Origin of the sequence: Bacillus sp. GbtcB14 (assembly GCF_019091205.1) — a bacterium.
Lineage (GTDB): Bacteria > Bacillota > Bacilli > Bacillales > Bacillaceae_G > Bacillus_A > Bacillus_A cereus_AG.
Genome location: NZ_JAGXJT010000007.1, coordinates 26,650 through 52,272, shown reverse-complemented (window position 1 = coordinate 52,272; position 25,623 = coordinate 26,650). Strand labels below are relative to the sequence as shown.

Below are 25,623 nucleotides of genomic sequence, written 5' to 3'. Positions count from 1 at the left end.
GAATGAATAAAAATTATGTTATAATTATCTAAACAATACATGTCAGGAGCGAATGGATTTGGAACAAAAACAACGTCCTCTTGGAAGGCCTCGTCAAAATAAAAATACAAAATCTACAAAAGAACTAATTTTAGAAGTTGCAACTCGATTATTTCTTACTCAAAATTATCAAGTTGTTTCTATGGATGAAGTCGCAAAAGTTTGTGGTGTGACGAAAGCAACCGTCTACTATTACTATTCAACAAAAGCAGATTTATTTACCGCTACTATGATTCAAATGATGGTACGTATACGAGAGAATATGTCTCAAATCCTTTCTACAAATAAAACATTACAAGAAAGGTTATTGGACTTCGCTAAAGTCTACTTACACGCAACGACAGATATTGATATGAAGAATTTTATGAAAGATGCAAAACTATCATTATCTGAAGAACAATTGAAGCAATTAAAAAATGCTGAAGATAACATGTATGAAGTATTAGAAAAAGCACTCGATAATGCAATGCAACTTGGAGAAATTTCTAAAGGAAACGCTAAATTTGCTGCTCATGCTTTCGTATCTTTATTATCAATTGGGAATTTTAAAGATGAAAATCACAATCCTATTCTTGCAAATATAGATGAATTAGCACAAGAAATTGTTTTGTTTTATTGGAACGGATTAGGCCATTCATATTAAACTGATTTACTTTAATAAAAGAGCATGTTTGAATTTTTTTCAAACATGCTCTTTTATTATTTATTTACTATTAATTAGATTATACTTCAGCACAGTTTAACAAAAAATTCCTCTTCAACTTTTACAAATTTTGAATTTGAATCTTTATATTCTCCTTACTTAATCCACCATGGTAACAAACTATGGATTCAATATCTAGATTTGAATACTTCTTCAAAGACTGCTGTGCTTCCTTAACATTTAAAGTTGTTGGGGCGTGAATTCCTCCTAACTTTCCATTCACACTATACATAGAGTCTCCTGCAATAAGAGTTTTACTTTGTTTCAAATATAAACTAATATGACCCGGAGTGTGTCCAGGAGTATGTAGAATTAGTATCCCACCGCAATACGGAAGTTCTTGCCCGTCAATCACGGTGTCACTCACTTTTCCTTTTGGTAGGTTCTCTACATGTACATCTTTCAATAAAGGTAAATTCCCCTCAATATATGGCTTATCTAACTCGTGCGCATAAACTTTAATATCGCTTACACCACTCTCCAATAAATCAGGAAGGCTACCTATATGATCTATATCCTGGTGTGTCAAAATCACAACTTTTAGCTTATCAAAAGATACCCCAACTCTCTCCATCTCTACTTGTATATCTTCAAATTGTCCAGGGAAACCAGTATCTATTAAAACTGCCATTTCATCACTCCATAAAAGAATTGGGTGAATTATAAATTCTTGAAACTCAAGTTGTAACATTTCTACCCCTTTAGCAATCTCCATACAGCAACTCTCCTTTATACTGAAGTTTGAAAATATGTACGGGTAAACTAAAAATATAAAGCACCGCTATCTCATAATATGTTTTGTCATCCCAATAGAGAATGCTTCAAACCCTACAGATTCATAGTAAGATTGCAATTTTTCCACACACATAAGTTGTGGGATAACCTTATTTTTTTCACAGCGCTGGACTAATCGTTCTATTATTTCTTTCCCAATACCAATAGACTGATATTCTGGCAATACACCTACTCCACAAATAATTCCTGTTATTACACCATCTGATATAATACGCCCCATCCCTATTAATTGTTGCTCTTTAAAAGCATATATTGCATACCAACTTTGTTTACACATTTGTTCTAATTCATTAACCGTTAATTTAAGAGAATTCCATCCTAAAGATTCGTATAGGGTTAATAATCCATTAAAATCTGTAGGATGTTCACTTGTGTAGCGTATACTATTTTTCATGTAAATACTCCCTATTCTCCGGTTTGTTTATGTTTCATAAACTTTCCCTTTACAAAAACCTGATCAATGTAAACATAAACTTCAATAACAAAGATAGAATTCCTTCTCAGTATAAAATAAAAAGAAGTTAACGTCACCTCAGTTAACTTCTTTTATATAAACCTGTCATTATATTATCAACCAAAAATCATACAGCTACAGACGATAAGAACAAATAAGACTAATAAACCATTTGAAAAATAACCCATAGAATACTACCCCTTTATTTCATTATGTTAAAGATTTTACCATAAAATTATTTACAACATAATAACTGAAAAAGACATTGTATGCATTAGTTACGTATATTTAGTAATATTTTATTTTCATCCCCATTCTCCTTTCCAACAACCACTTCTCATACTCTTCTACTTCGGTTAATATCATCTCAAAACAATTAATAAAGAAGACCTCAACAGATTGATGTCTTCTTTACTATTTTCAACTACACTAATTACTAACTCACGTTTTTTATCGAATAGATATAAATCCTTCACTAACAGGGACATATAATAATGGTATTTCCTTCTATATATAATCTGATTATTAATACCTTTTCCTTTATATTCTTTAAACCTCACCCTCAGTTATTTTAATAGCTTTCTTACTCGAAAATAGATTTTTAAAAATTCCTACCCCTACAATTAATAGACCTATCCCAACTAATTTATTTATTTGTAATGGAATGCTCTCCATTCCAAATAATCCGAATGTATCAATACATAACGCAACAACTAATTGAGTAATAAGGCTAATTAACACCGTATACGCTGGACCTAAACTTTTTATTGCACCCATTATACAAATAATTAACCCGATGCCAAACAATCCACTTACATAAAATAAATAATTTGTGGTATAAAAATTAATGCTAATACTGTTTTCTGTAATGATATAAAATAGAATAGAACTTATGAGACCTATTCCAAGAACACATGCAGTTGTTAACCACTGCCCTGCATTTTCATTCACTTTTGTATTGAAAACAGATTGTAAGCTAATTAATATTCCTGCTACTATCGCTAAACTAAATCCAATCATACTCCCTCTCCCCTTTTCAGTTCTCATATATATTATCTTTCGCGACTTCCTTCATTCTAGATAAATCTTTAATTACAATAACTCCATTACTCTTTTCAATTAATTTTTCATTATAAAATTTTTGTAACACCCGAATTACGTGCCTATAACTCACCCCTATAAAATCCGCAATACTTGATACCGAAGTTGCATCCAAATCTTCTTTATACATATTCCCATTACTATCAGTGAAAATAGAAAGTAAATAACTAGCTACACGTACTTCCACTGGATAAAGTAAATTTAGAGCTGTAAAACGGGTCGATATTTTTAACGTGTTCGCAATGTTTTCAAGCAAGAACTTCATAAATATGGGATCCTGTATTAACTTGTTTCTAATTACCGTATGAGAAATGGAGATCGCTACAACATGTGAACAAGCTTCAACAGCATTATGTGCTTTACTATTTTGTATTAATTCAATATCACCAACAATTGCCAATGGATTGATAAAACGAAGGATCAGTTTCTTTCCCTCTGGTGTAATCGTATAAACTTTTACTTTACCTTTAACAACAAAATATAAACGATTCATTTCGTCTTCAATATTGCAAATAAGCTCCCCTTTTTCAAAATGACTTACTTGAAAATAAGCTGTATCTATTCCTGAAAAAAACTCGAGTGTTTTATTAGTCTTCAAATAATGCGTAATTAAACCTGATCTATCCTCCATACTCATTTCCTCCTTTCATTTACATATTAAATACAACAATACCTATAATCATTACTATTGTTCCCACAATATGATATCTCTCCATCTGTATCTTTTTTATATGAAACAGTCCTTTCATTTCAATAACTGTTGCCGTTAACAATTGAGCAACCATAAGTGTGCCAGCTGTCAATGTAACTCCTAGTGAATATATCGCCATCGTTTCTGCACAAATAATGAATCCACCAAATGCACCTGCTACTAAATATACTTTTTTCACACTCTTTAAATCCATTACTTTCTCTTCTTTCTTTAACAAAAATACAGTTGTTGCAATAAGGAACCCAATTAAATGAGTTATAATACTCGTCGACCATATACCGATATGTGAACTAAGTTCTGCATTAAAAGTTCCTTGAAGTGTTATAAATAAACCAGCAAAAATAGCAAATATAATTCCTTTCAAAAAATCATCTCCTCATCTTTTATTTCTGACTTAATTAAAAGCTATAATCCTATAAAGGCAAAAGGACAAATGTCACATCAGTTTGAAATAACTAGGGATGAACAAGAAAAACACACCTCAAAAATGTGAGATGCGTCTTTCTTTTTATTAAAATATAATGTTTTACAAATAAAAATTACGCTACATTAACAGATTTCTTCAAAACAACCTTTGCAAATAAGAAACGTACTAGCGGTCCCATAACGATTAATTGTAGTGGATATGCCATCATAAAGTTTTTAATAAAAATTGAAAAGTAAATAGAAATGAATGAGCCACCATGTAGCCCATTATGTAAATACATCATAGCCATACCGAAAAATGACATAAAGAAAACCATTCCGATTACCATAGTTGTCGCCATCGCAACTATAATATTTATTTTCTTCGATTTATCAAACGGTAACGCGAATACTATTTTTTTGCACAAGGTCCAACGATACATATTTCAATTAATAGTGCAATAATGAATCCAATTAATAGTTCTAATGCGATCTCCTTAATATGAATTGACCCTCCCGCACCGTTCAGTAATAAGTTATAAAACGTCATTACAATAACCATCCCAAGGCACATCATCATACCAAATTGGAGGTTTTCTTTTCTTGTTGTTGGCAAATTTCATCATCCTTTCTCTTTGAGTCTTTGTCATTATATCGATATTGGAAACCCCTTCGTAAGTGACCATTTTGTGAACAAATTTAAAACATTTTCATACATTTTCTTTACTTTCAACTCAAACTCTCATTTTTACTTATAAAGGTTTTATATATATCAATGTTGAATTATTAAATTTAACATTGATATATATAACTACTAGGAGGATAACCATGCATGAAGCAACATTTTACGCTTATCACATCGTTACAAGGAAAAAAATGAACATTGGACAGATCATTCAGTTTGATAATAATCAAACTAATACTCTATATCGCTTCTTTTTTGAAAGAGAGCAATTAAATACTGACAGTGAAGATTGCATGCAAATCTTAAATAAGTATTATACAAATGACGGATTACATATAAATACTGAAAATGCTCCAGTAGTTATGAATTATATGGGCCAAACAATTAGAGCCATTAGAGAAACGATTGTGGAAATGGTTAGGCTACAAGAATTCCCTGAATACCCTTCCAGATTATCTTGTTTATACGCTGCAAAAAGCTATGAAGTTGCTTTAAAATGGAAAGCATTATTTGATTCTTACAATCGAGAAGTTTTACAGATTGTTAAACTACGAGTGATTGGAAGTTATTTTGAAGGTGACGGGAATCTTTTACCGAAAGAAGATGGTATTCCTTTTTCTCAAAAAATCGAACAAGCTAGAGAGTATTGGAAAGGAAATATTCGAAATGGACTTCCTGAGCTACTGATTAATGGCGATATTGAAGTGGTGGAAATTATTGATGACTTTTCCTCAATTCATGTTTAATTTCTAACTAAATCAAATAGGATGGAGATTACAATGATGAAAAAAGTGTACTTCAATCATGATGGCGGCGTAGATGATTTAATTTCATTATTTTTATTACTTCAAATGGAAAATGTTGTACTTACCGGTGTATCTGTTATCCCAGCAGACTGCTATTTAGAACCCGCAATGTCTGCCAGTCGTAAAATTATCGATCGCTTCGGCAAAGGTAATATTGCAGTAGCCGCTTCAAACTCTCGCGGACAAAACCCGTTTCCAAAAGACTGGCGGATGCATGCATTTTATGTAGATGCTTTACCAATTTTAAATGAGTCTGGAAAAGTTGTAACACCCGTGGCGGCAAAACCCGCACATCACCATTTAATAGAAACGCTTCTACAAACGGAAGGAAAAACAACTTTATTATTTACCGGGCCCCTAACTGACCTTGCTCGTGCATTATATGAAGCTCCCATCATCGAAGATAAAATTGAACGTCTCGTTTGGATGGGTGGTACATTTCTTACAGCAGGCAATGTACATGAACCAGAGCATGATGGAACAGCTGAGTGGAATTCGTTTTGGGACCCTGAAGCAGTAGCTCGTGTATGGGATGCAAAAATTAAAATCGACTTAGTGACACTAGAAAGTACAAACCAAGTTCCGTTAACTATAAACATACGTGAACAGTGGGCAAAAGAACGAAAGTATATTGGTATGGATTTCCTTGGTCAATGCTATGCAATGGTTCCCCCTCTCGTTCACTTCTCAACGAACTCTACTTATTATTTATGGGATGTACTAACTACCGCGCTTGTCGGAAACACTAGCCTTGCAAAAATTCAAACGATTAATAGTATTGTTCATACATATGGACCAAGCCAAGGACGTACAGAGGAAACTGCTGATGGACGACCTGTAAATGTCGTATATGATGTAAACCACAATGAGTTTTTCGACTATATAACTGGGTTAGCAAAGAAAGTCTCAAATTAAAAACCTATCTATATGAAAAACCCAAAAATGATGTAGCTTCAGATGGTGCAGTAAAAATAATTAGAAATTGGTTGGAACTTAATATTAAAAAGAGTATTGAAAGTTAATTCAATACTCTTTTTGTGTAGTTTAATGTTATCTGATTAAAGTTTCGTTTTATAGATTCACCATTTCATAACCATTTACAAAAAACGTTATTGTTTCTAATTCATCTTCATTTAATTCTCTATCTATGTCTCGTTTATACGCTTGCTTTATGTTCTCTTCATCTCCTTTATGAGCTTCTGTATATGTTCCTACTGTTTTCAGCAAATGCATTTCTTGTAAAAACTCATCCCGATTTATCGCTGTCCCATGAGAAAGTATATAGGTTTCAGCATCAAACTTCTCCAACTCTTCTACTAATTTAAAAGTTCGTTTCGTCGTATAGTTCCACTTCGAAGAAAAAATATCTGCATATATACAGTCTCCTAAAAACAATATCTTCTCTTCTTTTATATACATAACAACTGAATCATGTGCATGATCTCCGCCGACATGTTTTAACACGCATGTCACTTCACCAAGGTCTAATTCAATTCGATCCTGGAACGTTAAGGTTGGAGGAATGATTTTAATATTTCTCGCTTTTTCTTCAAACTCTTTTTTGATGCAATCCGCACAAAATTCAATTTCAGTACCCTCTTTTACACGTGTGTCCAAAGCTTCATCTGTCCATTCATAAGAAACCAGTGTGCTCATCTCTTTTTTCGTTTCAGAATGTGCAATAGACAATGCATCTTGTAGTACAGGCAATCCAAAAATATGATCCCAATGCCAATGCGTTAGTGCTACAAAATCAGGATTCGATACATTTTGTTCTTTTAACATTTCTAAAAATAATTGTGCATGTTCTTCTGAATTCCCTGCATCGATCATTAAAGTTTTTTCTTTTCCAACAACCATTCCTAATATAGGTCTATCTGTTTCAGAAACTGGTGTCATATACCAAAATGAGTTTCCTATTTTTTTAATTTGCTGCATAATTAGTTCCTCCATTTACTACTATTCTCTTCAATTTATACTACTTATGAATTTCTTCCATCTAATATACTAACTATTTCACTTTTTTCATATACTGTTCTTGGACATGCTGCATTAAATCTCTCATCTTCTTTTCAGCAGGATGTTCTTGGTTCTCTGGTACCTCTCTACCATTTGCTGAAAATTCTTTAGAACATGCTGTACGAGTTACTTCTAAGTTTGCAAGTGGGAATTCCCACGAATTTTCGGTTCTACTTCCAGTTGAGACAAGGCGTATACAGCTAGAATCAAGCTTCGTACGCTTCCCTTCTTTATTTACTGTGTAATATATATCATTCACTGTACCATATTTCATATTTTGTGTAGATGTCACAGCAATACCGTCAGCTGAGAAAGTAACAACACTAAATCCATCTTCTTCCTGTAACGGCTCCGCACCAGGTACGTTATATAGTACAATTAAATCCCCTTCGTATTCTTCAGGAATTACGTAAATTGTATCTGTCGTTTCTTTACTAAAACTGATACATCCACTTAAAAATAACGTTAATATGATTCCGAAACAAAATGTACTTTTCTTTACAACGTAGTAAATTCTTCTATCCATTTAAATACGCATCCCAATCATAGTCTTCAATCTTATAGAATCTACCTTTATCATTTCTTTCATATGCACATAAAGGTGGCTCCTCAAGAAATTTTAAAATAGAATCATCTATATTCAATATGACTCCTACTGAAATAATTTGAAAGTTTTCAGGATTATTTACATATTCATCACTTTCATAGCCACTCAAAATTGACCAACCAGGAATGCCTTCTACTGTTGGATTATCTTTAATCAAAAAGTTAAATTCTTCTTTTTCAATAACATCATTGCTAACAATTACTTTCGTATCAAAATAAAAATCCCAATCTTGTGAAGATGGATCATCATATTCCGTATCACATATATTTTCGACTCCAAATGAAATTTCATCACCTATTTTTAAAGATAAACGATATGGTTCATTGTCGAGCTTCCCTATAAATCCCCCCTCATTCATTTCAGTGATTGCAACCCACATTCTTTCACCATGAAATCCATCATCTTCTTCGCTTTTAGTTACAAAAATTAACTTTACTAAATCTCCAACCTTTAATTCCCCTAAAATGTTTGAGCTAGGAAGGTAGAATGTATATGGCGCTTCTTTATTTAATTCATAAACATTATCTAAGTACCAAGACATTTTTTCTCTCCTTAAAAGTTTTTACACTCCTATTTTTATAATATCACTATTATTTCTTCCGACAAACAACCACCATTGAGTAGCAATCTTCCCCTAATTCGTTCCCTTCCCAATCATTATATATATGTAATAATTCAAAACCATTCCCTGCTAGTAATCTTTCTAACTCCTGCGGATACGTATATCGAAGATCTATCGTTGTTTTCAGTTCCTCCACTAGCACATCATTTTTATAAAACCTTCTTGTTGTTATGTAGTGTTGTATTTGTTGAATTGAATCATATGTCATTTCAGTATATAGATCACATTTTCTGCCCTTTTCATCATTAACAGTGGTCCAATATTCTTCTGTAGATGGTTGTATTAATTCTTCTTTAGAAGGAAAACGTGTATCAAATATGAATATACCATTATCGGCTAACACATGATGTATAGATGTTAATAACTTATTTTGATCTGTATTCGTAAGAAAATGCTGAAATCCATGGCCAGCCATAAATGCTAACGGAATCGTTTCTTCAATCTTTAATTGTAAGCAGTCTTGTTGTAGCCATTTTACTTTTTTATACTCCGTAGATTTTCTCTTCGCTTCAGCAAGCATGCCTTCATGTATATCTACACCAATCATTTGATATCCGTTTTCTATGAATGGAAGTGTAACTCTTCCTGTTCCGCAGGCAATGTCTAAAACCCATTCATTTTGTATATTTAGTTTTTGTGCCCATGATAGTAAGAATGGAAAATCTGATAAACTTTTATTTTCTATATCATATCGTTTTGGATTTTCATATTCAGATAGACTCCAATTTGTTTGCAAAATTATTCCTCATTTCATATTTCCACTTAAATTTAATATATAAATTATAACGAATTATTAGTTTTTTCTCTATAATCAAACACAATTACTTGGACTAATCTAACTTTCCTTTTCGTAAGCTAAAAATAAGTGGAAGAATCGGAGTGTGATACGATGGAACGGTTATGGATTCCTATGATAGTTACATTTTTTTCATTCGGTGGATTACTATTAGGCGGTGCTGTCGGCATTGCTACGCGCCAGCTAATTGAAGAAAAAATGCATCGTTTATATGCATTATGTGGCGGAATTTTGCTTGGTCTTTTATCCCTTGAAATTATTCCTGAAACATTTGCAAGCTATGAAATAATCGGGCCTATACTTGGTATAGCTATCGGTATTTTAGTTATGAGCTTATTAGATAACTATTGTCATCATCCAACGATACATAAAAAAGATCAACAAGCGTGGCAAACTTTCCTTTTTCTTTCTTTTGCTATATTTATTCATAATTTGCCGAGTGGCTTTGCACTAGGTACAGCATTTATAAATCATAATGACTCTGCCCTTCCTTTTTTACTTGCAATTGTAATTCACCATATTCCTGAAGGCTTAGCATTAATCATCCCCTTCCTCTTTACAAAACATAAATACATTTCCTTTTTATTAACGACTTTATTACTTTCACTTATTCTCGGAACCGGTACTGTTTTTGGAATTTTGATGGAAGGAAAAGCTCTTCATTTACAAGGACTCATTATGGGAAGTGCTATTGGTTCACTTGGATATGTCACAATTCATGAAATGCTTTGGAAAGCTAAGAAACAGCTCTCTTTCCTGACATTTCTAACGTGGGCAACTAGTGGTTTTTTACTAATAACAGTGTTCACTCTATTCGCTGGTCATCATTAAAGTTACTAAAGTAACACTTTTGTTCATCCCACATTGCTTCTTGGCTCGAAAATAGTGGGATGAATTTTCTTTTTTGTATATTTTCCCTTTTTATCCAAAACATAATATTATCTACCTATTATAAGGAGGAACAATTATGTTTGGGAAAACAGCTGGTGAAGCATTAGTTGATTTATTAATTGACTGGGGAGTAGAACACATATACGGTATGCCTGGAGATTCTATCAATTCTATCATTGAAGCTTTAAGAAAAAAACAAGATAAAATTAAATTCATTCAAGTTCGCCATGAAGAAGCTGGTGCATTAGCAGCTGCTGCTTATGCAAAATTAACAGGAAAACTTGGTGTTTGCATGGCAATTGCAGGGCCAGGTGCTATTCATTTATTAAACGGTTTATATGATGCCAAACTCGACAAGGCTCCTGTACTAGCAATTTCAGGTCAAGTAGAAACCGATTTACTCGGGACGGATTTTTTCCAAGAAGTAAACTTAGAAAGATTGTTCGATGATGTTGCGGTTTATAACCAGCGCATTATGTCAGCAGAACAGCTACCAGCTGTCGTGAATCAAGCAATTAGAATGGCTTATACGAAAAAAGGTGTATCTGTTCTTACGATTCCAGATGATGTCCCGAAATTCGAAGTGAAAAATGGTGCCCGTGTTACAAATACTTCTTTTACTTCGCCTGAGTTATTTCCACAAAAAGAAGATTTAGATGAAGCGAAAATCGCAATAAATGAAGCGAAAAAGCCTGTTATTTTAGCTGGAAAAGGTGCGAAACATGCAAGAGAATCCTTACTTACATTCGCAGAACACATTGGTGCTCCAATCGTACTTACATTACCAGCTAAAGGCATTATTCCTGATGAACACCCTCTTTGCATTGGTGGATTAGGATTAATCGGAACGAAACCTTCTTATGAAGCAATGAAACATGCGGATACTTTAATTATGGTTGGTACTTCTTATCCGTTCACTGGTTTCTTACCTGAAAAAGCAAAAACAATCCATATCGATACAGATCCTGCCCAAATCGGAAAACGTTATGCCACAGATATAGGCTTAGCCGGTGATGCTGATAAAACATTAAAATGGTTAATTGAAAATGTAGAAAAGCACGAGGACCATTCCTTCTTAGTGCATCATCAAGAAATGATGAAAAAGTGGGAAGAAAAATTACACAATCAAGAAGACGATTCTTCTACTCCAATTAAGCCACAACGCGTTATGCATGCACTGCAACAAGTCGCTCATGATGATGCAATATTATCAGTCGATGTCGGAAATGTAACAGTATGGACTGCAAGACACTTCCGTATGACAAACCAACAATTTATCATTTCTAGCTGGCTCGCAACACTTGGCTGTGGTTTACCTGGTGCACTTGCTGGAAAAATTGCTTTCCCGGATAAACAAGTATTTGCTGTTTGTGGTGATGGGGGTTTCGGAATGACAATGAACGATTTCGTAACAGCTGTTAAATATAAGCTGCCAATCGTTGTCATCGTTTTAAATAATAATAAGATCGCCATGATTAAATTCGAACAAGAAGTTATGGGGAATATTGAATTTGGTACAGACTTAACAAACCCTGATTTTGCAAAATACGCAGAGGCGTGCGGAGGTATTGGATATCGTGTTGAGAATGTAGATGAGCTACTTCCTGCTTTCGAAAGTGCGGTAAAACAAAATAGACCATGTATTATTGATGTAGTTGTAGATGCAAACGAAGCACCAATGCCAGCAAAAATCACCTTTGGTCAAGCCGCTGGTTATACGAAGCATATGATAAAAGAATTGTTTGAAGAAGGTAAGATTGATTTACCTCCACTATAAACAAAAAGATAGCTGAAAACGATTTGTCTTCAGCTATCTTTTTTATTTTTGTATTTCTCTATAAAAAGAAAAATCATTCACATTAGTTTGTGTTTGTACTCGTTTCTCTTCCTTTACTTCTTTATCCTTGCTCTTAGGCATTTTTACATTTCCTAGTTTAATCGCATCTTGCATACTATTACTAACTAGATTTCCAGCTAAAATTGTCATACTATAAAAAGCAATTGGTATAAGTACAATCCACGTATGTGTAGTTAAATGGCGGAAGTTTTGACCAATTAGACCCGTCCATTCCTTTGTTACACTATCTGGATCCATTCCACTGAAGGTTATTGTTCCACCAAAAAATAATTGCAATAAACCAAGGTGTAAAAGTAGTAATAAAGTACTTACAAATTGTTGCGCTACTAATAAAAGAAATGATGGTAACATATGCGGCCATATATGGCGCTTCAACCTATGCCACTTACTTCCGCCGAGCACAGTAGCTGCCAACATAAATTCTTCTTTCTTAATACGCTTTACTTCTTGCGCTACATACAACATAACCGTTGGTACAGCAAGGCATACAAGTACTATAATTTGAAATGTCACACGCAAATATAACGGCACAACTTCCGCTCCACTGTCAAACGTTAAAACTTCATTTAACGTCAACTACCCCACTGAATTGAAACGTTTCAGTGGGGCTTGGGTTAGAAATCTAGGTCTTTTCAGACAGTTTGACGCTCTAGAATTCATGCCACCTTACGGTAACACCCCAAGTAAGTTTTTGGTTGGTACTGGCAACGAACTATCGTTTTCCCACTTGCACCACCCTTTCGAAAAAGAGCAATTCTTCCTTTTGGAAGAAGCCACCACTCAGATGACTCCGGCGTGTGCTACAAGTCCCGACAAGTCGAGTACACATGGATGGTTGACGCACCCACTAAGCTATGCACGAAGCAACAGCCTTACGTTTTTGCACTCTTAATAGAATCGGCGTTTTCACTTTAAGATTCTCATCTAATTCTACAACTCTTGATTTTTTCAATGTATTCAACGCACCATTAATATCCGCATGAATACATCTTCCTGATTTACTTTGATACAGACCACGAGTCATTCGTTTACCACTAAAAAGGTAGTGAGTTCTATCATCCTTAGACCAAACAGGAATCCTATCTTTGTCTAAGAAACTGGCTTTTGAGGTATAGCTTTCCTCTTGTTTCAAAAATCGGATTCCTTCTTTTACACATTTATTCTCAATTGCTGAAATCAATTTATGAAATGGGATTTGAACAAATTTTTGATTATTCTTTTTCCCCATATCAGATTCTTGTTTCCAGCCAGTGTTATACCCTACGACAACCGTATCTATGTTGAATGCTTTCACATTTTTGAACAACAGACCTACAGTTTGTGAAATATAACCATTTATTTGTCTTTCTCGTTTATTCCAAAGTGCAGCCATTTGATTCGTTACAACTCTTTTTGAAAGTCCGTTTTCCATATTTTCCCGTTGGAGATTACGTATCATTTTGTTGAAGTACTGGTTAATAGATTTTAATTTTTTCCCATCAATTAAAAATGCATCACCTGTATTTGTTACGCAACTTACTAATCTATCTACACCTAAATCGCAACTCAAAGCGTTACTAGTAGTCGTGGATTGTTTCTTCATTTGAGAAACGTGCATCTCATATGTATAATGCACCTCAAAGAACCGACCTTTTTGCTTCGGTACAATCTCAATGTAGGAGATTTTTTTATTTCTTAAATTTTTAGGCATACGTATTTTAATGGAACCGAATTTTTTTCTAAATGCAACATTCATGGGAATGATCCAATACCCGTTATCATCAACTTTTGGAACTTGATAGATTTCAATGATACGTTTGTCAGTGGAACCAGAGTAATTCGGAAACTTAGGACGCCCTGTGAACTTATCAGGATTTTTCTTCCACTGTTCCATTGCTTTAAAAAAACTCTTCGCTTCTGTATATAGGGTTCTACGAATAGCCTGCACAGAGTTTGATTGAACGCCCCAATAATTCATATCGGCTTGCATGGCAGTGTCCACTTCTTTTACAGCAGCCATCTTGTTATGATTCAAATAACTTTGTTTAATCGTGTACAATCCAACATTTCGCAATGCTTTTGAACTATGTGACATGCGTTGCAGTAAGCGGAATTCTTTTGCAGTCAGGCAAGCTCGGCCGATATTCTGCTTCTGAGTGAATCGTTGTATGGTTTCTCTTTTCTTTTGTTTACGTAATACTTTCACTGCTTTCTTTCTAATCATTGTTTTCACCACCTTTCTCTCGACAAAATAGTATTTTTCCAGTCATTTTTCGGAAGTTATATTATATTTTTCGACCATTATCCAATCTTTTCCTTCTATATAGAGAACATTGTAAAAAGACTCTTGTCATTTATACAAGAGTCTTTTTATTTAACTTCGCTTCACGTAATGATATGTAGCTAAGATCTTTTTACGTCTTGCTAACTTTTTTAATTCTCTAAAATTCGGATATACTTTGTTTATTTTATGAATGTATCGCACATCCACTTATAAAATTTTTCTTTCTCTTCAAATTGTGGATAATGAGCTGATTTCTCAAAAATAATAAATTCTTTTTGATCTGCTTCAATCGTATCAAAATATGTTTTTGCTGCATGAAATGAAGTGTTATAGTCATATTTCCCCATAAGAAAATAAAATGGTAGCTTCATTTTAGTCACCTTAGTAGGCAATGGATTCTTTAAATCCTTTTCTAATAAGACAGATTGAGAATGTGATAATCCAACGTTATAACGAATTACGTCTAACAAGCTATATTCATTACTAAGTAACATCCCGATATTATCACCATCTGGATTTTCAATGAGTCTTGATGTTCCACCGTATTTCACAACATAATTTCGTGGAGTGTATGTATCACCATTTTTAATTTTTTCAGTCAACCCATTTAAATAGGACACCTCATCTGTATTCCCAGCATTTTGTGCCTGTTCAATCACATAGTTTAAACTATCCATTTCACTTTCTACTGTATCACTCATCTGCCCTATGCCAACATATGTTTCATATTTTTCAGGAGCTTTATTGGCAGCTTGCATTCCGATATATGTACCGTAAGAATGACCAACCAATATTACTTTTTCTTTACCAAGACGTTTTGAAATATAATCTGTCATAGCTAATAAGTCTTCTACAAGAAGATCTGATGTAAGATTAGAGTAGTCTTCAAAGAAATGATAAGACTTCCCACTCGCTCTTTGATCGTAATTAACAACTGTGAATTTCTCTTCCAATAAGTTTTGGTATTTTTGAGCATATGGTATTTCCGAAGTACCTGGTCCACCATGTACAAAAATAATAACCGGATTGTTCTTATCTTTTCCGCGTATCATAATTTCATGACCACTTCCATTTACCTCTACTTGCTCTAATATACTTATACTGTTCTTCCCTTTTATTTGCGAAGTCCATGTAGGAAATATTAGTGCAACGATTAATAATAGTGTAGTGATGACACCAATAAGTTTTATTAATTTTTTTATCTTCTTCATAAGTAGTCTCCTTTCTTTTAAATTTATATAAACATCAATTTAATTCTGTAAAACTCCCTCAAAATAATATGAATATATAACAATTCCTCTCTGCAATTTCATCTTGCTCTTTTGCACGTACTTAATATCCCATACACTTCTTAACTTTCCGCTATATAAACTCTTAATATTTTCTTAATTTTCAATACTTCCCTATAGAAAGACTCGATCACAAGTATTAGAAATAAAGAAAAAAGCCCTTGTTTTCAAAACAAAGACTTTTTTCTTTAACTATTTCGCTACCTCTTCTTTCGGCATTACCATACCTTTATAAAGTTGAACAGTAATCCAGTAATAGATGAAATAAATGACTAAGAAAATCCCTATTGGCACCCACACTTTTACAAACGGGTCAACTAATATAAAACTGAATAAGTTAAGCCCTACTAACACGTGGGAAATTCCGATAATTGCTGGGAAGATAAATAAATATGAAATCTCTTTATAAATACTTTTCGTTAACATACTACGTCTTACACCGATTTTTCGTAACATTTCATAACGGCGTACATCACGAGAAGCACCTGTTAATATTTTGAACATAAGCGAACTTGCCATCATTGCTAAAAAGGCAATTCCGAGGAAGAATCCCATAAACATTGTTCCACTCATGAAACTGTTCATAAACTGATAAATTGTCATTTTTGTATACAGTTCTACTTTTGCGCCTGTTGTTTTTTCAATTAATTCTTTTTGTCTCTTATCTATATCGAGCAACAACGGTTTATATTTTTTCATATCGTCTACTTTTGCTAATGTTACACTATGTTCCGTTCCTTGAACGGCTTTGTAGTGTTCTTCATCAGCAATTCTTACAGGTTTTCCGTTAAATTGATTATGTGTAATTTGTATTTCTCTTACAACCGCATCTTCCCAATCCCTTGGCATACGAGGAAATTTATTGGCTGCTTCGGGAGCTTCCAAAGCAGAATAAACAGGTTCAGTTAAAGGCTCAGCCACACGTTTACGAGCAGGCTCTTTTAAAGTTTTTGTATCAAAGTGATCGGAAACGAGTGGTGGTTTCGCAGTTAAGTCGTTACGTAAATAATACACCGCTTCTCCATCTACTTTATACTTATACTTGCTTTCTTCCACAATCTCCATTTCTTTTAAGGCCGCTGTATCTTGATCATTTGGATCATGAATTACGACATCATATACACGAGAAAAGTCTGTCATAATACCGACATTTTTTTGAAATGCCATCCCTGCCGTCATCGCACCTGCGCCTAATGCAATTAACATCGCTACCGTACCTAATACTCTCGATAAACTATTTACACGAAAGCGTAGCTGTGCATATGTAAAACTATTTAAGCCCATTTCATTTCGTTTTTTATTCCCTTTAATTTTCATCACAAAAAATGGGAGCAATGAACTAAAGATAAAATATGTTCCAAGTGTTGTAACGATTGTCGCTATTATAAAACCGATTTCAGCAAACATTTTTATATTTATCATAAAGTAGTATCCTGTACTTACTAGTAATACACCAAGTACAGTCATTACAATAATGCGAGTTTTACTTTTCTTCACTTCATCTAGTGTTTCATCTTCACGAATCAACTCTAGTTCTGTTTTACGTAATAACCGGATGCTATTCATCAAACCAGTAATAAAAAATAGTATTAAGAAGAAAATAGCTGTAACTAAAATTGCTGGTGTATATACAGATGAATAACTACCTTTTGCTGAAATTTCCATACCATTCATTAAAAAGTTTCCTGCTACACTTGCAAGTAACATCCCTACTAAGATCCCGATAATAATACTGACAATACCCATACCGAATGTTTCAATAAATAATAACTGTGCTACTTTTTTCTTTTTCGCACCGAGCATCATGTACATACCGAGTTCTTTTCTTCTTAATGTGAGTAAGAAAGAATTGGCATATATAATATAAAATACAGTAATGAAAGATAATAGTATTGCCCCTACCCAGAATACGAGTCTAATACTACTAATAAGACTATTATCCTTAGTAAATTCACTATTCATCGCCATCGTTTGGAACATGTAGAAGATACTAATACTAATAACGAGACCAATAAGTAAAACCATATAATCTTTTAACATCTTTTTCATACTATGACGTGATAATTTGAATAACATAGTCTCGCCCCCCTACTTAGACTCAGCAGCTGAGCCCATATGAGCGAGCACACCTAAAATATCTTGATAGAAACTTTCCCGCGTTCCTTGGCGCTTTAACTCTTTATAAAGAAGACCATCTTGAATAAATAAAATACGTTCACAATAACTCGCACTAAATGCATCATGCGTTACCATTAAAATACTTACATTGTGATTTTCATGTAAATCTTGCATCGCTTCTAATAGGCTTTTTGCATTTTTACTATCAAGCGCTCCTGTCGGTTCATCTGCTAATACGATTGCTGGATTATGTACTAAAGCTCGTGCTGCCGCTGTTCTTTGCTTTTGTCCACCAGAAACAGCAGTTGGATATTTCGTTAAAATTTCAGTAATCCCTAATTTCTTCGCAACCTCATTCACCTTTCCAGTAATCTCACTTGAAGGTACGCCTTGCAGAGAAAGCGGTAAAGCGATATTTTCATAAATTGATAAGTTTTCTAGTAAGTTAAAATCTTGAAAGATGAACCCTAATTTTTGAGATCGAAAATCTGATAATGCATTCCCCTTCATAGAAGTAATATTTGTACCAGCTATTGTCACACTGCCACCCGTTGCTTGATCTAATGTACTAATCACATTAAGTAAAGTCGTTTTTCCAGATCCAGAAGGACCCATGATCCCGACAAACTCCCCTTCTTTAATACTTAATGACACACCCCTTAATGCCTTTGACTGATTCTCATTTCTTTTCCCATACGTTTTTTCTACACTTTCTACAGTAACTACATTTGTTGACATCTCTTTCACTCCATCCCTTTTGTATACAAGTAATTTCTCACATATTTCTTATCTTTTTCTCATGTAAATCCTTAAGAATTTTTTAATTTTTCAATCAGAAAAGATTACATGAGTTATGTAAACCTTTTTCCTATTTCATATTCTCACTTTTCTACAACTCGTTCCTTCGATTTCGCTTACATTTACCTTACATTTTTGTAAGGTAAAAAAACACACACCATTTTGAATTGGTGTGTGTTTTTTAAAACTTTATTTCCGATTATTTATTTCCTCTTTCATACTTTCCACAAACATATCTAGTTCAATTACATCTGATTTTTCTTCCCCATATTTACGTACATTTACAGATCCGTTCTCCATTTCCTTATCCCCAATAACAAGAACATAAGGAACTTTTTGCATTTGTGCTTCTCTTATTTTATATCCTAACTTTTCATCTCGAACATCTCGTTCCACACGAGCACCAGCTTGTGCTAATTTATCTGCAACTTCATCTGCATATTGTACATGGACTGCATTCGAAACTGGAATGACTTTCACTTGAACTGGTGCTACCCATGCCGGGAACGCACCTCCAAAGTGCTCAATTAATATTGCTAAGAAACGATCTAAAGATCCTAATACTGCTCGGTGAATGACAACTGGTCTTTTCTTTTCATTCTTCTCATCTATATAATTTAAATCAAACTTCTCTGGCATTTGGAAATCTAGCTGAATTGTTCCGCACTGATGACTTCTATTTAAAGCGTCTTTAATATGAAAATCTATTTTCGGTCCGTAAAATGCACCGTCACCTTCATTTAGTCTATATTTATAATTCAATGAATGTAATACATTTTCTAATGCTGCTTCTGCTTGCTCCCATAACTTATCATCACCCATTGAATCTTCTGGACGAGTAGAAAGTTCTACTTCATATTCGAATCCAAAAGTTTTATAAACGTAATCAATTTGCGCCATTACTGATTTGATTTCATCTTCAATTTGTTCTGGAGTTACAAATAAATGAGCATCATCTTGGCAGAAAGTACGTACTCTTAATAATCCGTTTAATGCCCCGCTAAATTCGTGTCGGTGTACTTGACCGAACTCACACATACGAATTGGTAATTCACGATAAGAATGCAATTTATTTTTGAACATTAGCATATGACCAGGACAATTCATCGGTTTTAATGCGAAGCTTTTATTATCTACTTCAGAGAAATACATGTTGTCTTTGTAATGTCCCCAGTGTCCTGATTTCTCCCATAATTCTTGGTTCATCATAGATGGAGTACGTACTTCTTGATACTTATACTCTTTTTGAATTCCTCTTAAAAATGCTTCTAATTCATTTCGGATAATCTGTCCTTTCGGTAAATAAAATGGCATTCCCGGAGCCTCTTCTGAAAACATAAATAACTCTAGCTCACTACCTAACTTACGATGATTTCTCTTTGCGGCTTCTTCAACGAAATGTAAATACTCTTCTAATTCTTTTTGAGAAGAGAACGCAACACCATATATACGCTGAAGCACTTGATTGTTACTATCACCTCGCCAATATGCACCAGAAACGTGAGTTAATTGGAAGGCTTTCAAATAGCCTGTTGACGGTAAATGAGGTCCTCTACATAAGTCTACAAATTCACCTTGTTTATATAGTGTTACACTTTCCTCACTAGGAATTGCTTCTAACAATTCTAATTTCAGGTGATCATTCATTTCTTGAAACAGTTTTTTCGCCTCTTCTCTTGAGACTTCAACTCGTTCTATTTTTACATTTTCATTTATAATTTTTTTCATTTCTTTTTCGATTTTCGGTAAATCTTCTACGTTCACACTACTCGGAAGATCCATATCATAATAAAATCCATTTTCAATAACAGGCCCTACACCAAGGTTTACATTACCATACATTCTCTTTACAGCTTGCGCTAAAATATGTGCCGCGGAATGTCTTGCAATCTCTGCCCCTTCGTCTGAATCTAGAGTAATGATTTCTACTTTCGCATTATTTTCAATGTTTCGGCGTAAATCAAATAACTGATCATTTACTTTCCCCGCGACTGCTTTCTTTTTTAAACTACTGCTAATGGATCCAGCAATTTCTTCTAAAGTAATTCCTTTGACAAATTCTTTAAGACTACCATCTGGAAATTTAATTTCAATCATCTGTTCTTTCATTTTTCATCTCTCCATTTCATAATAAAAAGCACACTCATCCCTAAAATAGGGACGAGTGTGCTTTTACCCGTGGTTCCACCCAGATTCCCATCACAAAAAACATAATGGCTTCTTTTACGGTAACGTCGTTTACACGGCACTAGATACTTAATTTCCCTAGTGCAGCTCTAAGGTGGTAAGTTATTTTTCTGCGTTAGGAAGTTCTCAGCTTTCCTTCCTTCTCTGTATAACCAGGGAAAATAACTCGTGTCCTTTTCTTCGCTTATTATGAAATTGAATGCAAAAAAGCATATTCATCCCTAAAAATTAGGGACGAATATGCTTATATTCGTGGTTCCACCCAGATTCCCATCACAAAAAACATAATGGCTTCTTTTGCGATAACGTCGCTTACACGGCACTAGATACTTAGTTTCCCCAGTGCAGCTCTAAGGTGGTAAGTTATTTTTCTGCGTTAGGAAGTTCTCAGCTTTCCTTCCTTCTCTGTATAACCGGATAAAATAACTCGTGTCCTTTTCTTTGCTTTTAAAAGTACATCCATTAATTGTTATTTACTATATCTTATTCATTTTATTTTTGCAAGTGTTTAAAAATGATTTTTTATTAAATAAAAAAGAAACCAAAAATAGATTTTTGGTTTCCCCTTCTCAATTTTACCAATCTTGTGGTTCGTAATTTAAGTCTGAAAATAGACGTCGTTTCTCTTTCTTCGATAAATCTCTCCACTGTCCAACAGGTAAATTATTTAATTCTATATTCATAATTCTCGTACGCTTTAACGTGTATACTTGATAACCTAAAGCTTCACACATACGACGAATTTGACGATTCAACCCTTGAGTTAAAATAATTTGGAATTCATATTTTGATAACTGCGTGATCTCACAAGGAAGCGTCTTCGTTCCTAAAATTTTCACACCAGCTGCCATTTTCTCTAGAAAATCAGGTGTAATTGGCTTATCTACTGAAACGATATATTCTTTCTCATGTTTGTTTTCAGCACGTAAAATTTCATTAACGATATCACCATCATTCGTTAACAAAATTAAACCGTCTGAGTCTTTATCAAGACGTCCAATATGACTAATTCGTAAAGGATGATTCACTAAATCGATAATGTTACCTTTTACAGCTTTTTCACTTGTACATGTAATACCTACTGGTTTATTTAAAGCAATATATACGTGATCTCGAGCAATACGAAGTTGCTCTCCATTTACGCGCACATCATCACCTGGATTTACTTGGTCACCAATTTTTGCAACCTTACCGTTAATAATTACTCTTCTCTCATTAATTAATTTATCTGCTCCACGTCGAGACGCTTTTCCAGCTTCACTAATAAATTTATTGATACGCAAATTAGGCACATCCTTTTCTAAACAAAATTTCAAGCTCACACTGCTTCTACCGTACAATACAAAAGGGTAAGCCTTCTATTATAACTTAAATATATTAACATGAAAGGGTATATAACGTCTTCTATTAATTACTCGTTTATAAGAAAATATCTTTATTATACATTCATTTATGCACGTTTTGTACACTTAATATACAAACCACTCTTCCTTACATACAGCTTGTTTACCTCTTATATTTTCTAAATCCTCATGAATATTAGCTAGTTTATACAGCTCAGGGAGAATCTCTTCTACATAATTTTGATGTGCCATTTCATCTTTCCAATAAGTTAACACTATGTAACGATTTCCAGTTTTTAAAGATTTCCCAATAACTCCAGCTAGCATCCCTTTTGCTTTTTCCATCCCTTTATTCCAAATTGTTTCTTGTTTATGTAAAAACTGCTTTTCCATTCCCCCCATTACATCACATATAGCAACTCTTACGAATGATCCTTCTTTAACAACGTCTTTCAAAGGCAAATCATTTATATCATACAACGTTTGAAATAATTCAATTTCACATGAAAGAAACGTATCCTTTTGATTACTATTTACATAAATGGTATCGTGAGCACCATTCATAAATGATTGATATGCATTTTGATCTTCCCATAAAGTAAATACACATGCCTCATCTTCATTCCATCCACCCAATTGTCCATGAAATCCATCTAAATGCTGTATATCACGCCATTTTTCTTGTGCCATTGAAAATAACTCTTTTTTCTCTTCTTCTACCTTACAGTATATTGTTTTTAGTAACATTTTTAGTTCCTCCTTAGGATATAATTTATCTTCCACTTACAACCTTTAGTTTACATAATATTTTTATAGTCTCTTCAGTGCTCCTTATCTACATATAGAACGAATCATATTTATTACTACATATATCAAACCATCTATCTGATTATATTTCAAATAATTCAGAATCAAAAGAAAAGATGTAATCCGTAACGAATTACATCTTTATCTTATCTCCCTTATTCACCTTTGGCTCAAATAAATAATACGCTAGTTCTCTCGGATAATGTATTACAGTTACATTCCTCTCCCCTTTTTTGAAACTAACAGTATGCCCATTTCCCCCTAAATTCTCCCATCCACTTGCCTTTGTAATAGGTATTACACTTATGTATTTATAATCTGCTTCCTTATCATCGTTAATATGGATTGCTGACATTGGTACTGGAAAATCTTCAATTTTAGATTCTTTGTCCAAATATATGAGTGCAAATAAGCCAACTAATAACATAGCCATTGAAATATTTGAAACTAGTTATTATTTTAAAATAAAAAAAGATTGCAATTCACATTTTGACTGACTATAATGTTTTTATTGATTTACAATCAATATTTTTATAAATTTTATAATTCGGATGAACCATTCAGGAGAAGATCAATTGATCTACCGACGGGGCAAAAAGTTGTAAAACCAACTTTGAAACTCTCAGGTCTTGATTACAAGTAGAACTGCATGGGGACGAATCTCTGGAGAGACTCCCTCTCGCTTTATGTAGCGCGGAGGAAAACGAGCACCGAAGGAGCAAATCCGCTACTATAGCGGATAATCTCTCAGGTAAAAGGACAGAGACAAGCGAAAGAAAAAGCCGATTTGTATCGGTTTATTTTTCTATCCCTTGTTTCTCCAGAGACCATTTCATTTACTTGAAGTGGTTTTTATTTTTTCTAAAAAAGGAGAATACAGATGGAGACAGTAAGTAAAGTATTAGAACAAATGAATCACTATGTGTGGGGATTACCAACGTTGTTGTTACTCGTTGGTACTGGTATCATCCTCACAGTTCGTTTAAAGGGTTTACAGTTTAGTAAACTATTATACGCTCACAAACTAGCATTTAAAAAATCAGAAGATACATCTTCCTCTGGAGATATTAGCCACTTCCAAGCACTTATGACAGCTATGGCAGCAACGATTGGTATGGGAAATATAGCCGGTGTTGCAACTGCTGTGACAATCGGTGGACCCGGTGCAATCTTTTGGATGTGGATTACTGCGTTGTTCGGTATGGCAACAAAGTATGCTGAAGCAATTCTTGCGGTGAAATACCGTGTTAGTAATGAAAATGGTGAATATTCAGGTGGACCAATGTACTATTTAGAACGTGGTTTAGGTAAGAAATGGCTTGCGGTTTTATTTGCTATATTCGGTACAACCGCTTCTTTCGGTATCGGTAATATGGTGCAATCTAACTCAGTTGCAGAGGCAATGCGAATTAATTTCTCTTTCCCTCCTGCTCTAACTGGTATATTCATGTCGTTTTTAATCGCTATTGTTATTTTAGGCGGTGTGAAAAAAATTGGGAAAGTGACAGGATATATCGTTCCTATTAAAGCTTTCTTTTATATCATTGCTGGTCTTATTATTATTTTCTATCACTATGATCAAATTCCAGAAGCATTCTCGCTTATTTTTTCTGGCGCATTTACTGGTACTGCAGCTGCTGGAGGTTTTATCGGTGCAACAGTTGCATCAGCTATTCAAATCGGAATGGCGCGCGGTGTATTTGCGAACGAAGCGGGTTTAGGTAGTGCGCCTATTGCCGCGGCTGCTGCAAAAACAGATTCACCTGCAAAACAAGCTTTAGTTTCAATGACTGGTACTTTTCTAGATACGTTTATTGTATGTACCATTACAGGACTTGTATTAATTACTACAGGTGCATGGAAGTCAGGAAAAACCGGTGTTGAAGCTACCACATTAGCCTTCCAATCTGTATTTGGTACTGCAGGTAGTATGATTCTTGGTATCGCAATTATATTATTTGCCTACTCTACTATTTTAGGATGGTCGTATTACGGCGAGAAATGCGTGGCTTATTTATTTGGAGAAGGTGCTGTTAAATATTATAAAGCAATCTTTATCGTCATGATTGCTGTTGGGGCTAATTTAAAACTAGGCATTGTATGGACATTTGCTGATATTGCAAATGGACTTATGGCGATTCCAAACTTAATAGGGCTAATTGGTTTAAGTGGCATAGTTGTTGCTGAAACGAATCGCTTTTTACAAGCAGAAAAATTGAAAGAAAATAATAAAAAACAGGCAAGTTAATCTATGAAAAAAGGAATGACTCATACATGATGAGCATTCCTTTTTTTATCCCCTCTTTTACTTAATTACTATCATTA

At 34.0% G+C, this 25,623-nt stretch carries 23 protein-coding genes, 2 pseudogenes, 1 riboswitch and 2 other annotated features; of the genes and pseudogenes, 6 read left to right on the top strand and 19 right to left on the bottom strand.

All coding sequences use genetic code 11. The features are described from left to right. Positions 1–58: 58 nt before the first annotated feature. Entirely contained in the window at positions 59–682 is a 624-nt protein-coding gene (locus tag KVT31_RS20495) for a TetR/AcrR family transcriptional regulator (protein ID WP_141532585.1), read from the top strand. Between the two features lie 121 nt (positions 683–803). On the opposite strand, the gene KVT31_RS20490 is transcribed toward KVT31_RS20495, so the two are convergent. The 6 genes and pseudogenes from KVT31_RS20490 to KVT31_RS20465 form a co-directional block, all read right to left on the bottom strand. Beyond that, the gene (locus tag KVT31_RS20490) at positions 804–1,457 is read right to left on the bottom strand and encodes an MBL fold metallo-hydrolase (RefSeq protein ID WP_217613549.1); all 654 of its coding nucleotides are present in this window, start codon (positions 1,455–1,457) and stop codon (positions 804–806) included. Between the two features lie 66 nt (positions 1,458–1,523). Then, positions 1,524–1,931, bottom strand: a complete 408-nt coding sequence (locus KVT31_RS20485; protein WP_217613548.1) for a GNAT family N-acetyltransferase — start codon at positions 1,929–1,931, stop codon at positions 1,524–1,526. Between the two features lie 609 nt (positions 1,932–2,540). Then, a complete protein-coding gene (locus KVT31_RS20480) occupies positions 2,541–3,011 on the bottom strand; it encodes a DMT family transporter (protein WP_217613547.1) in 471 nt (156 codons plus the stop codon). 16 nt (positions 3,012–3,027) lie between these two features. Next, a complete protein-coding gene (locus KVT31_RS20475) occupies positions 3,028–3,723 on the bottom strand; it encodes a Crp/Fnr family transcriptional regulator (protein ID WP_217613546.1) in 696 nt (231 codons plus the stop codon). A gap of 19 nt (positions 3,724–3,742) precedes the next feature. Beyond that, entirely contained in the window at positions 3,743–4,168 is a 426-nt protein-coding gene (locus KVT31_RS20470) for a DMT family transporter (protein WP_098342533.1), read from the bottom strand. Positions 4,169–4,343: 175 nt separating this feature from the next. Beyond that, a pseudogene (locus KVT31_RS20465) lies at positions 4,344–4,825 on the bottom strand (DUF2798 domain-containing protein). Between the two features lie 212 nt (positions 4,826–5,037). Here KVT31_RS20465 and KVT31_RS20460 point away from each other — a divergent pair. Then, positions 5,038–5,640, top strand: coding sequence for a DUF2441 domain-containing protein (locus KVT31_RS20460; protein ID WP_217613545.1), 603 nt, complete (start codon positions 5,038–5,040; stop codon positions 5,638–5,640). A 21-nt stretch (positions 5,641–5,661) separates the two neighbouring features. Beyond that, the gene (locus KVT31_RS20455) at positions 5,662–6,615 is read left to right on the top strand and encodes a nucleoside hydrolase (protein WP_217613544.1); all 954 of its coding nucleotides are present in this window, start codon (positions 5,662–5,664) and stop codon (positions 6,613–6,615) included. Positions 6,616–6,771: 156 nt separating this feature from the next. Here KVT31_RS20455 and KVT31_RS20450 read toward each other — a convergent pair whose 3' ends face one another. From KVT31_RS20450 to KVT31_RS20435, 4 genes are all read right to left on the bottom strand, one after another. Further along, a complete protein-coding gene (locus KVT31_RS20450; protein WP_217613543.1) occupies positions 6,772–7,638 on the bottom strand; it encodes an MBL fold metallo-hydrolase in 867 nt (288 codons plus the stop codon). Between the two features lie 73 nt (positions 7,639–7,711). Then, on the bottom strand, positions 7,712–8,245 hold the full coding sequence (locus KVT31_RS20445; protein ID WP_098342538.1) for a DUF6843 domain-containing protein: 534 nt from the start codon (positions 8,243–8,245) through the stop codon (positions 7,712–7,714). Then, on the bottom strand, positions 8,238–8,867 hold the full coding sequence (locus KVT31_RS20440; protein WP_217613542.1) for an immunity protein Imm33 domain-containing protein: 630 nt from the start codon (positions 8,865–8,867) through the stop codon (positions 8,238–8,240). Before KVT31_RS20440 ends, KVT31_RS20445 begins: the two co-directional genes overlap by 8 nt. 49 nt (positions 8,868–8,916) lie before the next feature. Beyond that, positions 8,917–9,684 (bottom strand): class I SAM-dependent methyltransferase, encoded by a 768-nt coding sequence (locus tag KVT31_RS20435; RefSeq protein WP_098342540.1) that lies wholly within the window; start codon positions 9,682–9,684, stop codon positions 8,917–8,919. Between the two features lie 153 nt (positions 9,685–9,837). Here KVT31_RS20435 and KVT31_RS20430 point away from each other — a divergent pair, with 153 nt between their 5' ends. Beyond that, the gene (locus KVT31_RS20430; protein WP_098342541.1) at positions 9,838–10,575 is read left to right on the top strand and encodes a ZIP family metal transporter; all 738 of its coding nucleotides are present in this window, start codon (positions 9,838–9,840) and stop codon (positions 10,573–10,575) included. Between the two features lie 136 nt (positions 10,576–10,711). Further along, positions 10,712–12,412, top strand: coding sequence for a pyruvate oxidase (locus KVT31_RS20425; protein ID WP_098342542.1), 1,701 nt, complete (start codon positions 10,712–10,714; stop codon positions 12,410–12,412). Between the two features lie 42 nt (positions 12,413–12,454). On the opposite strand, the pseudogene KVT31_RS20420 reads toward KVT31_RS20425, so the two are convergent. From KVT31_RS20420 to KVT31_RS20380, 9 genes and pseudogenes are all read right to left on the bottom strand, one after another. Continuing rightward, positions 12,455–13,063: pseudogene (locus KVT31_RS20420) on the bottom strand (ABC transporter permease subunit); the annotation flags it as partial. 277 nt (positions 13,064–13,340) lie between these two features. Then, positions 13,341–14,696 carry an RNA-guided endonuclease TnpB family protein gene (locus tag KVT31_RS20415; protein WP_088096389.1) on the bottom strand — a complete coding sequence of 452 codons (1,356 nt, stop codon included), beginning with the start codon at positions 14,694–14,696 and terminating at the stop codon, positions 13,341–13,343. Between the two features lie 239 nt (positions 14,697–14,935). Next, complete coding sequence (locus KVT31_RS20410; RefSeq protein ID WP_088096388.1) at positions 14,936–15,967, bottom strand: alpha/beta hydrolase; 1,032 nt, start codon at positions 15,965–15,967, stop codon at positions 14,936–14,938. Between the two features lie 270 nt (positions 15,968–16,237). After that, entirely contained in the window at positions 16,238–18,121 is a 1,884-nt protein-coding gene (locus KVT31_RS20405) for an FtsX-like permease family protein (RefSeq protein ID WP_088096387.1), read from the bottom strand. A gap of 12 nt (positions 18,122–18,133) precedes the next feature. Next, on the bottom strand, positions 18,134–18,901 hold the full coding sequence (locus KVT31_RS20400) for an ABC transporter ATP-binding protein (protein WP_000106430.1): 768 nt from the start codon (positions 18,899–18,901) through the stop codon (positions 18,134–18,136). A 249-nt stretch (positions 18,902–19,150) separates the two neighbouring features. After that, the gene (gene thrS / locus KVT31_RS20395; RefSeq protein ID WP_088096386.1) at positions 19,151–21,070 is read right to left on the bottom strand and encodes a threonine--tRNA ligase; all 1,920 of its coding nucleotides are present in this window, start codon (positions 21,068–21,070) and stop codon (positions 19,151–19,153) included. Positions 21,071–21,114: 44 nt separating this feature from the next. Beyond that, positions 21,115–21,338 (bottom strand) — a binding site (T-box leader). A gap of 37 nt (positions 21,339–21,375) precedes the next feature. Next, positions 21,376–21,599: a binding site (T-box leader), on the bottom strand. 124 nt (positions 21,600–21,723) lie between these two features. After that, a complete protein-coding gene (locus KVT31_RS20390) occupies positions 21,724–22,431 on the bottom strand; it encodes a pseudouridine synthase (RefSeq protein WP_140392455.1) in 708 nt (235 codons plus the stop codon). A 186-nt stretch (positions 22,432–22,617) separates the two neighbouring features. Further along, entirely contained in the window at positions 22,618–23,238 is a 621-nt protein-coding gene (locus KVT31_RS20385; RefSeq protein WP_088096385.1) for a YdbC family protein, read from the bottom strand. A 193-nt stretch (positions 23,239–23,431) separates the two neighbouring features. Beyond that, on the bottom strand, positions 23,432–23,731 hold the full coding sequence (locus KVT31_RS20380) for a hypothetical protein (RefSeq protein WP_088096384.1): 300 nt from the start codon (positions 23,729–23,731) through the stop codon (positions 23,432–23,434). 220 nt (positions 23,732–23,951) lie between these two features. Continuing rightward, positions 23,952–24,071: riboswitch (glycine riboswitch) on the top strand. Between the two features lie 107 nt (positions 24,072–24,178). On the opposite strand from KVT31_RS20380, the gene KVT31_RS20375 reads away from it, so the two are divergent. Further along, a complete protein-coding gene (locus tag KVT31_RS20375) occupies positions 24,179–25,546 on the top strand; it encodes an alanine/glycine:cation symporter family protein (RefSeq protein ID WP_088096383.1) in 1,368 nt (455 codons plus the stop codon). Positions 25,547–25,623 lie beyond the last annotated feature (77 nt).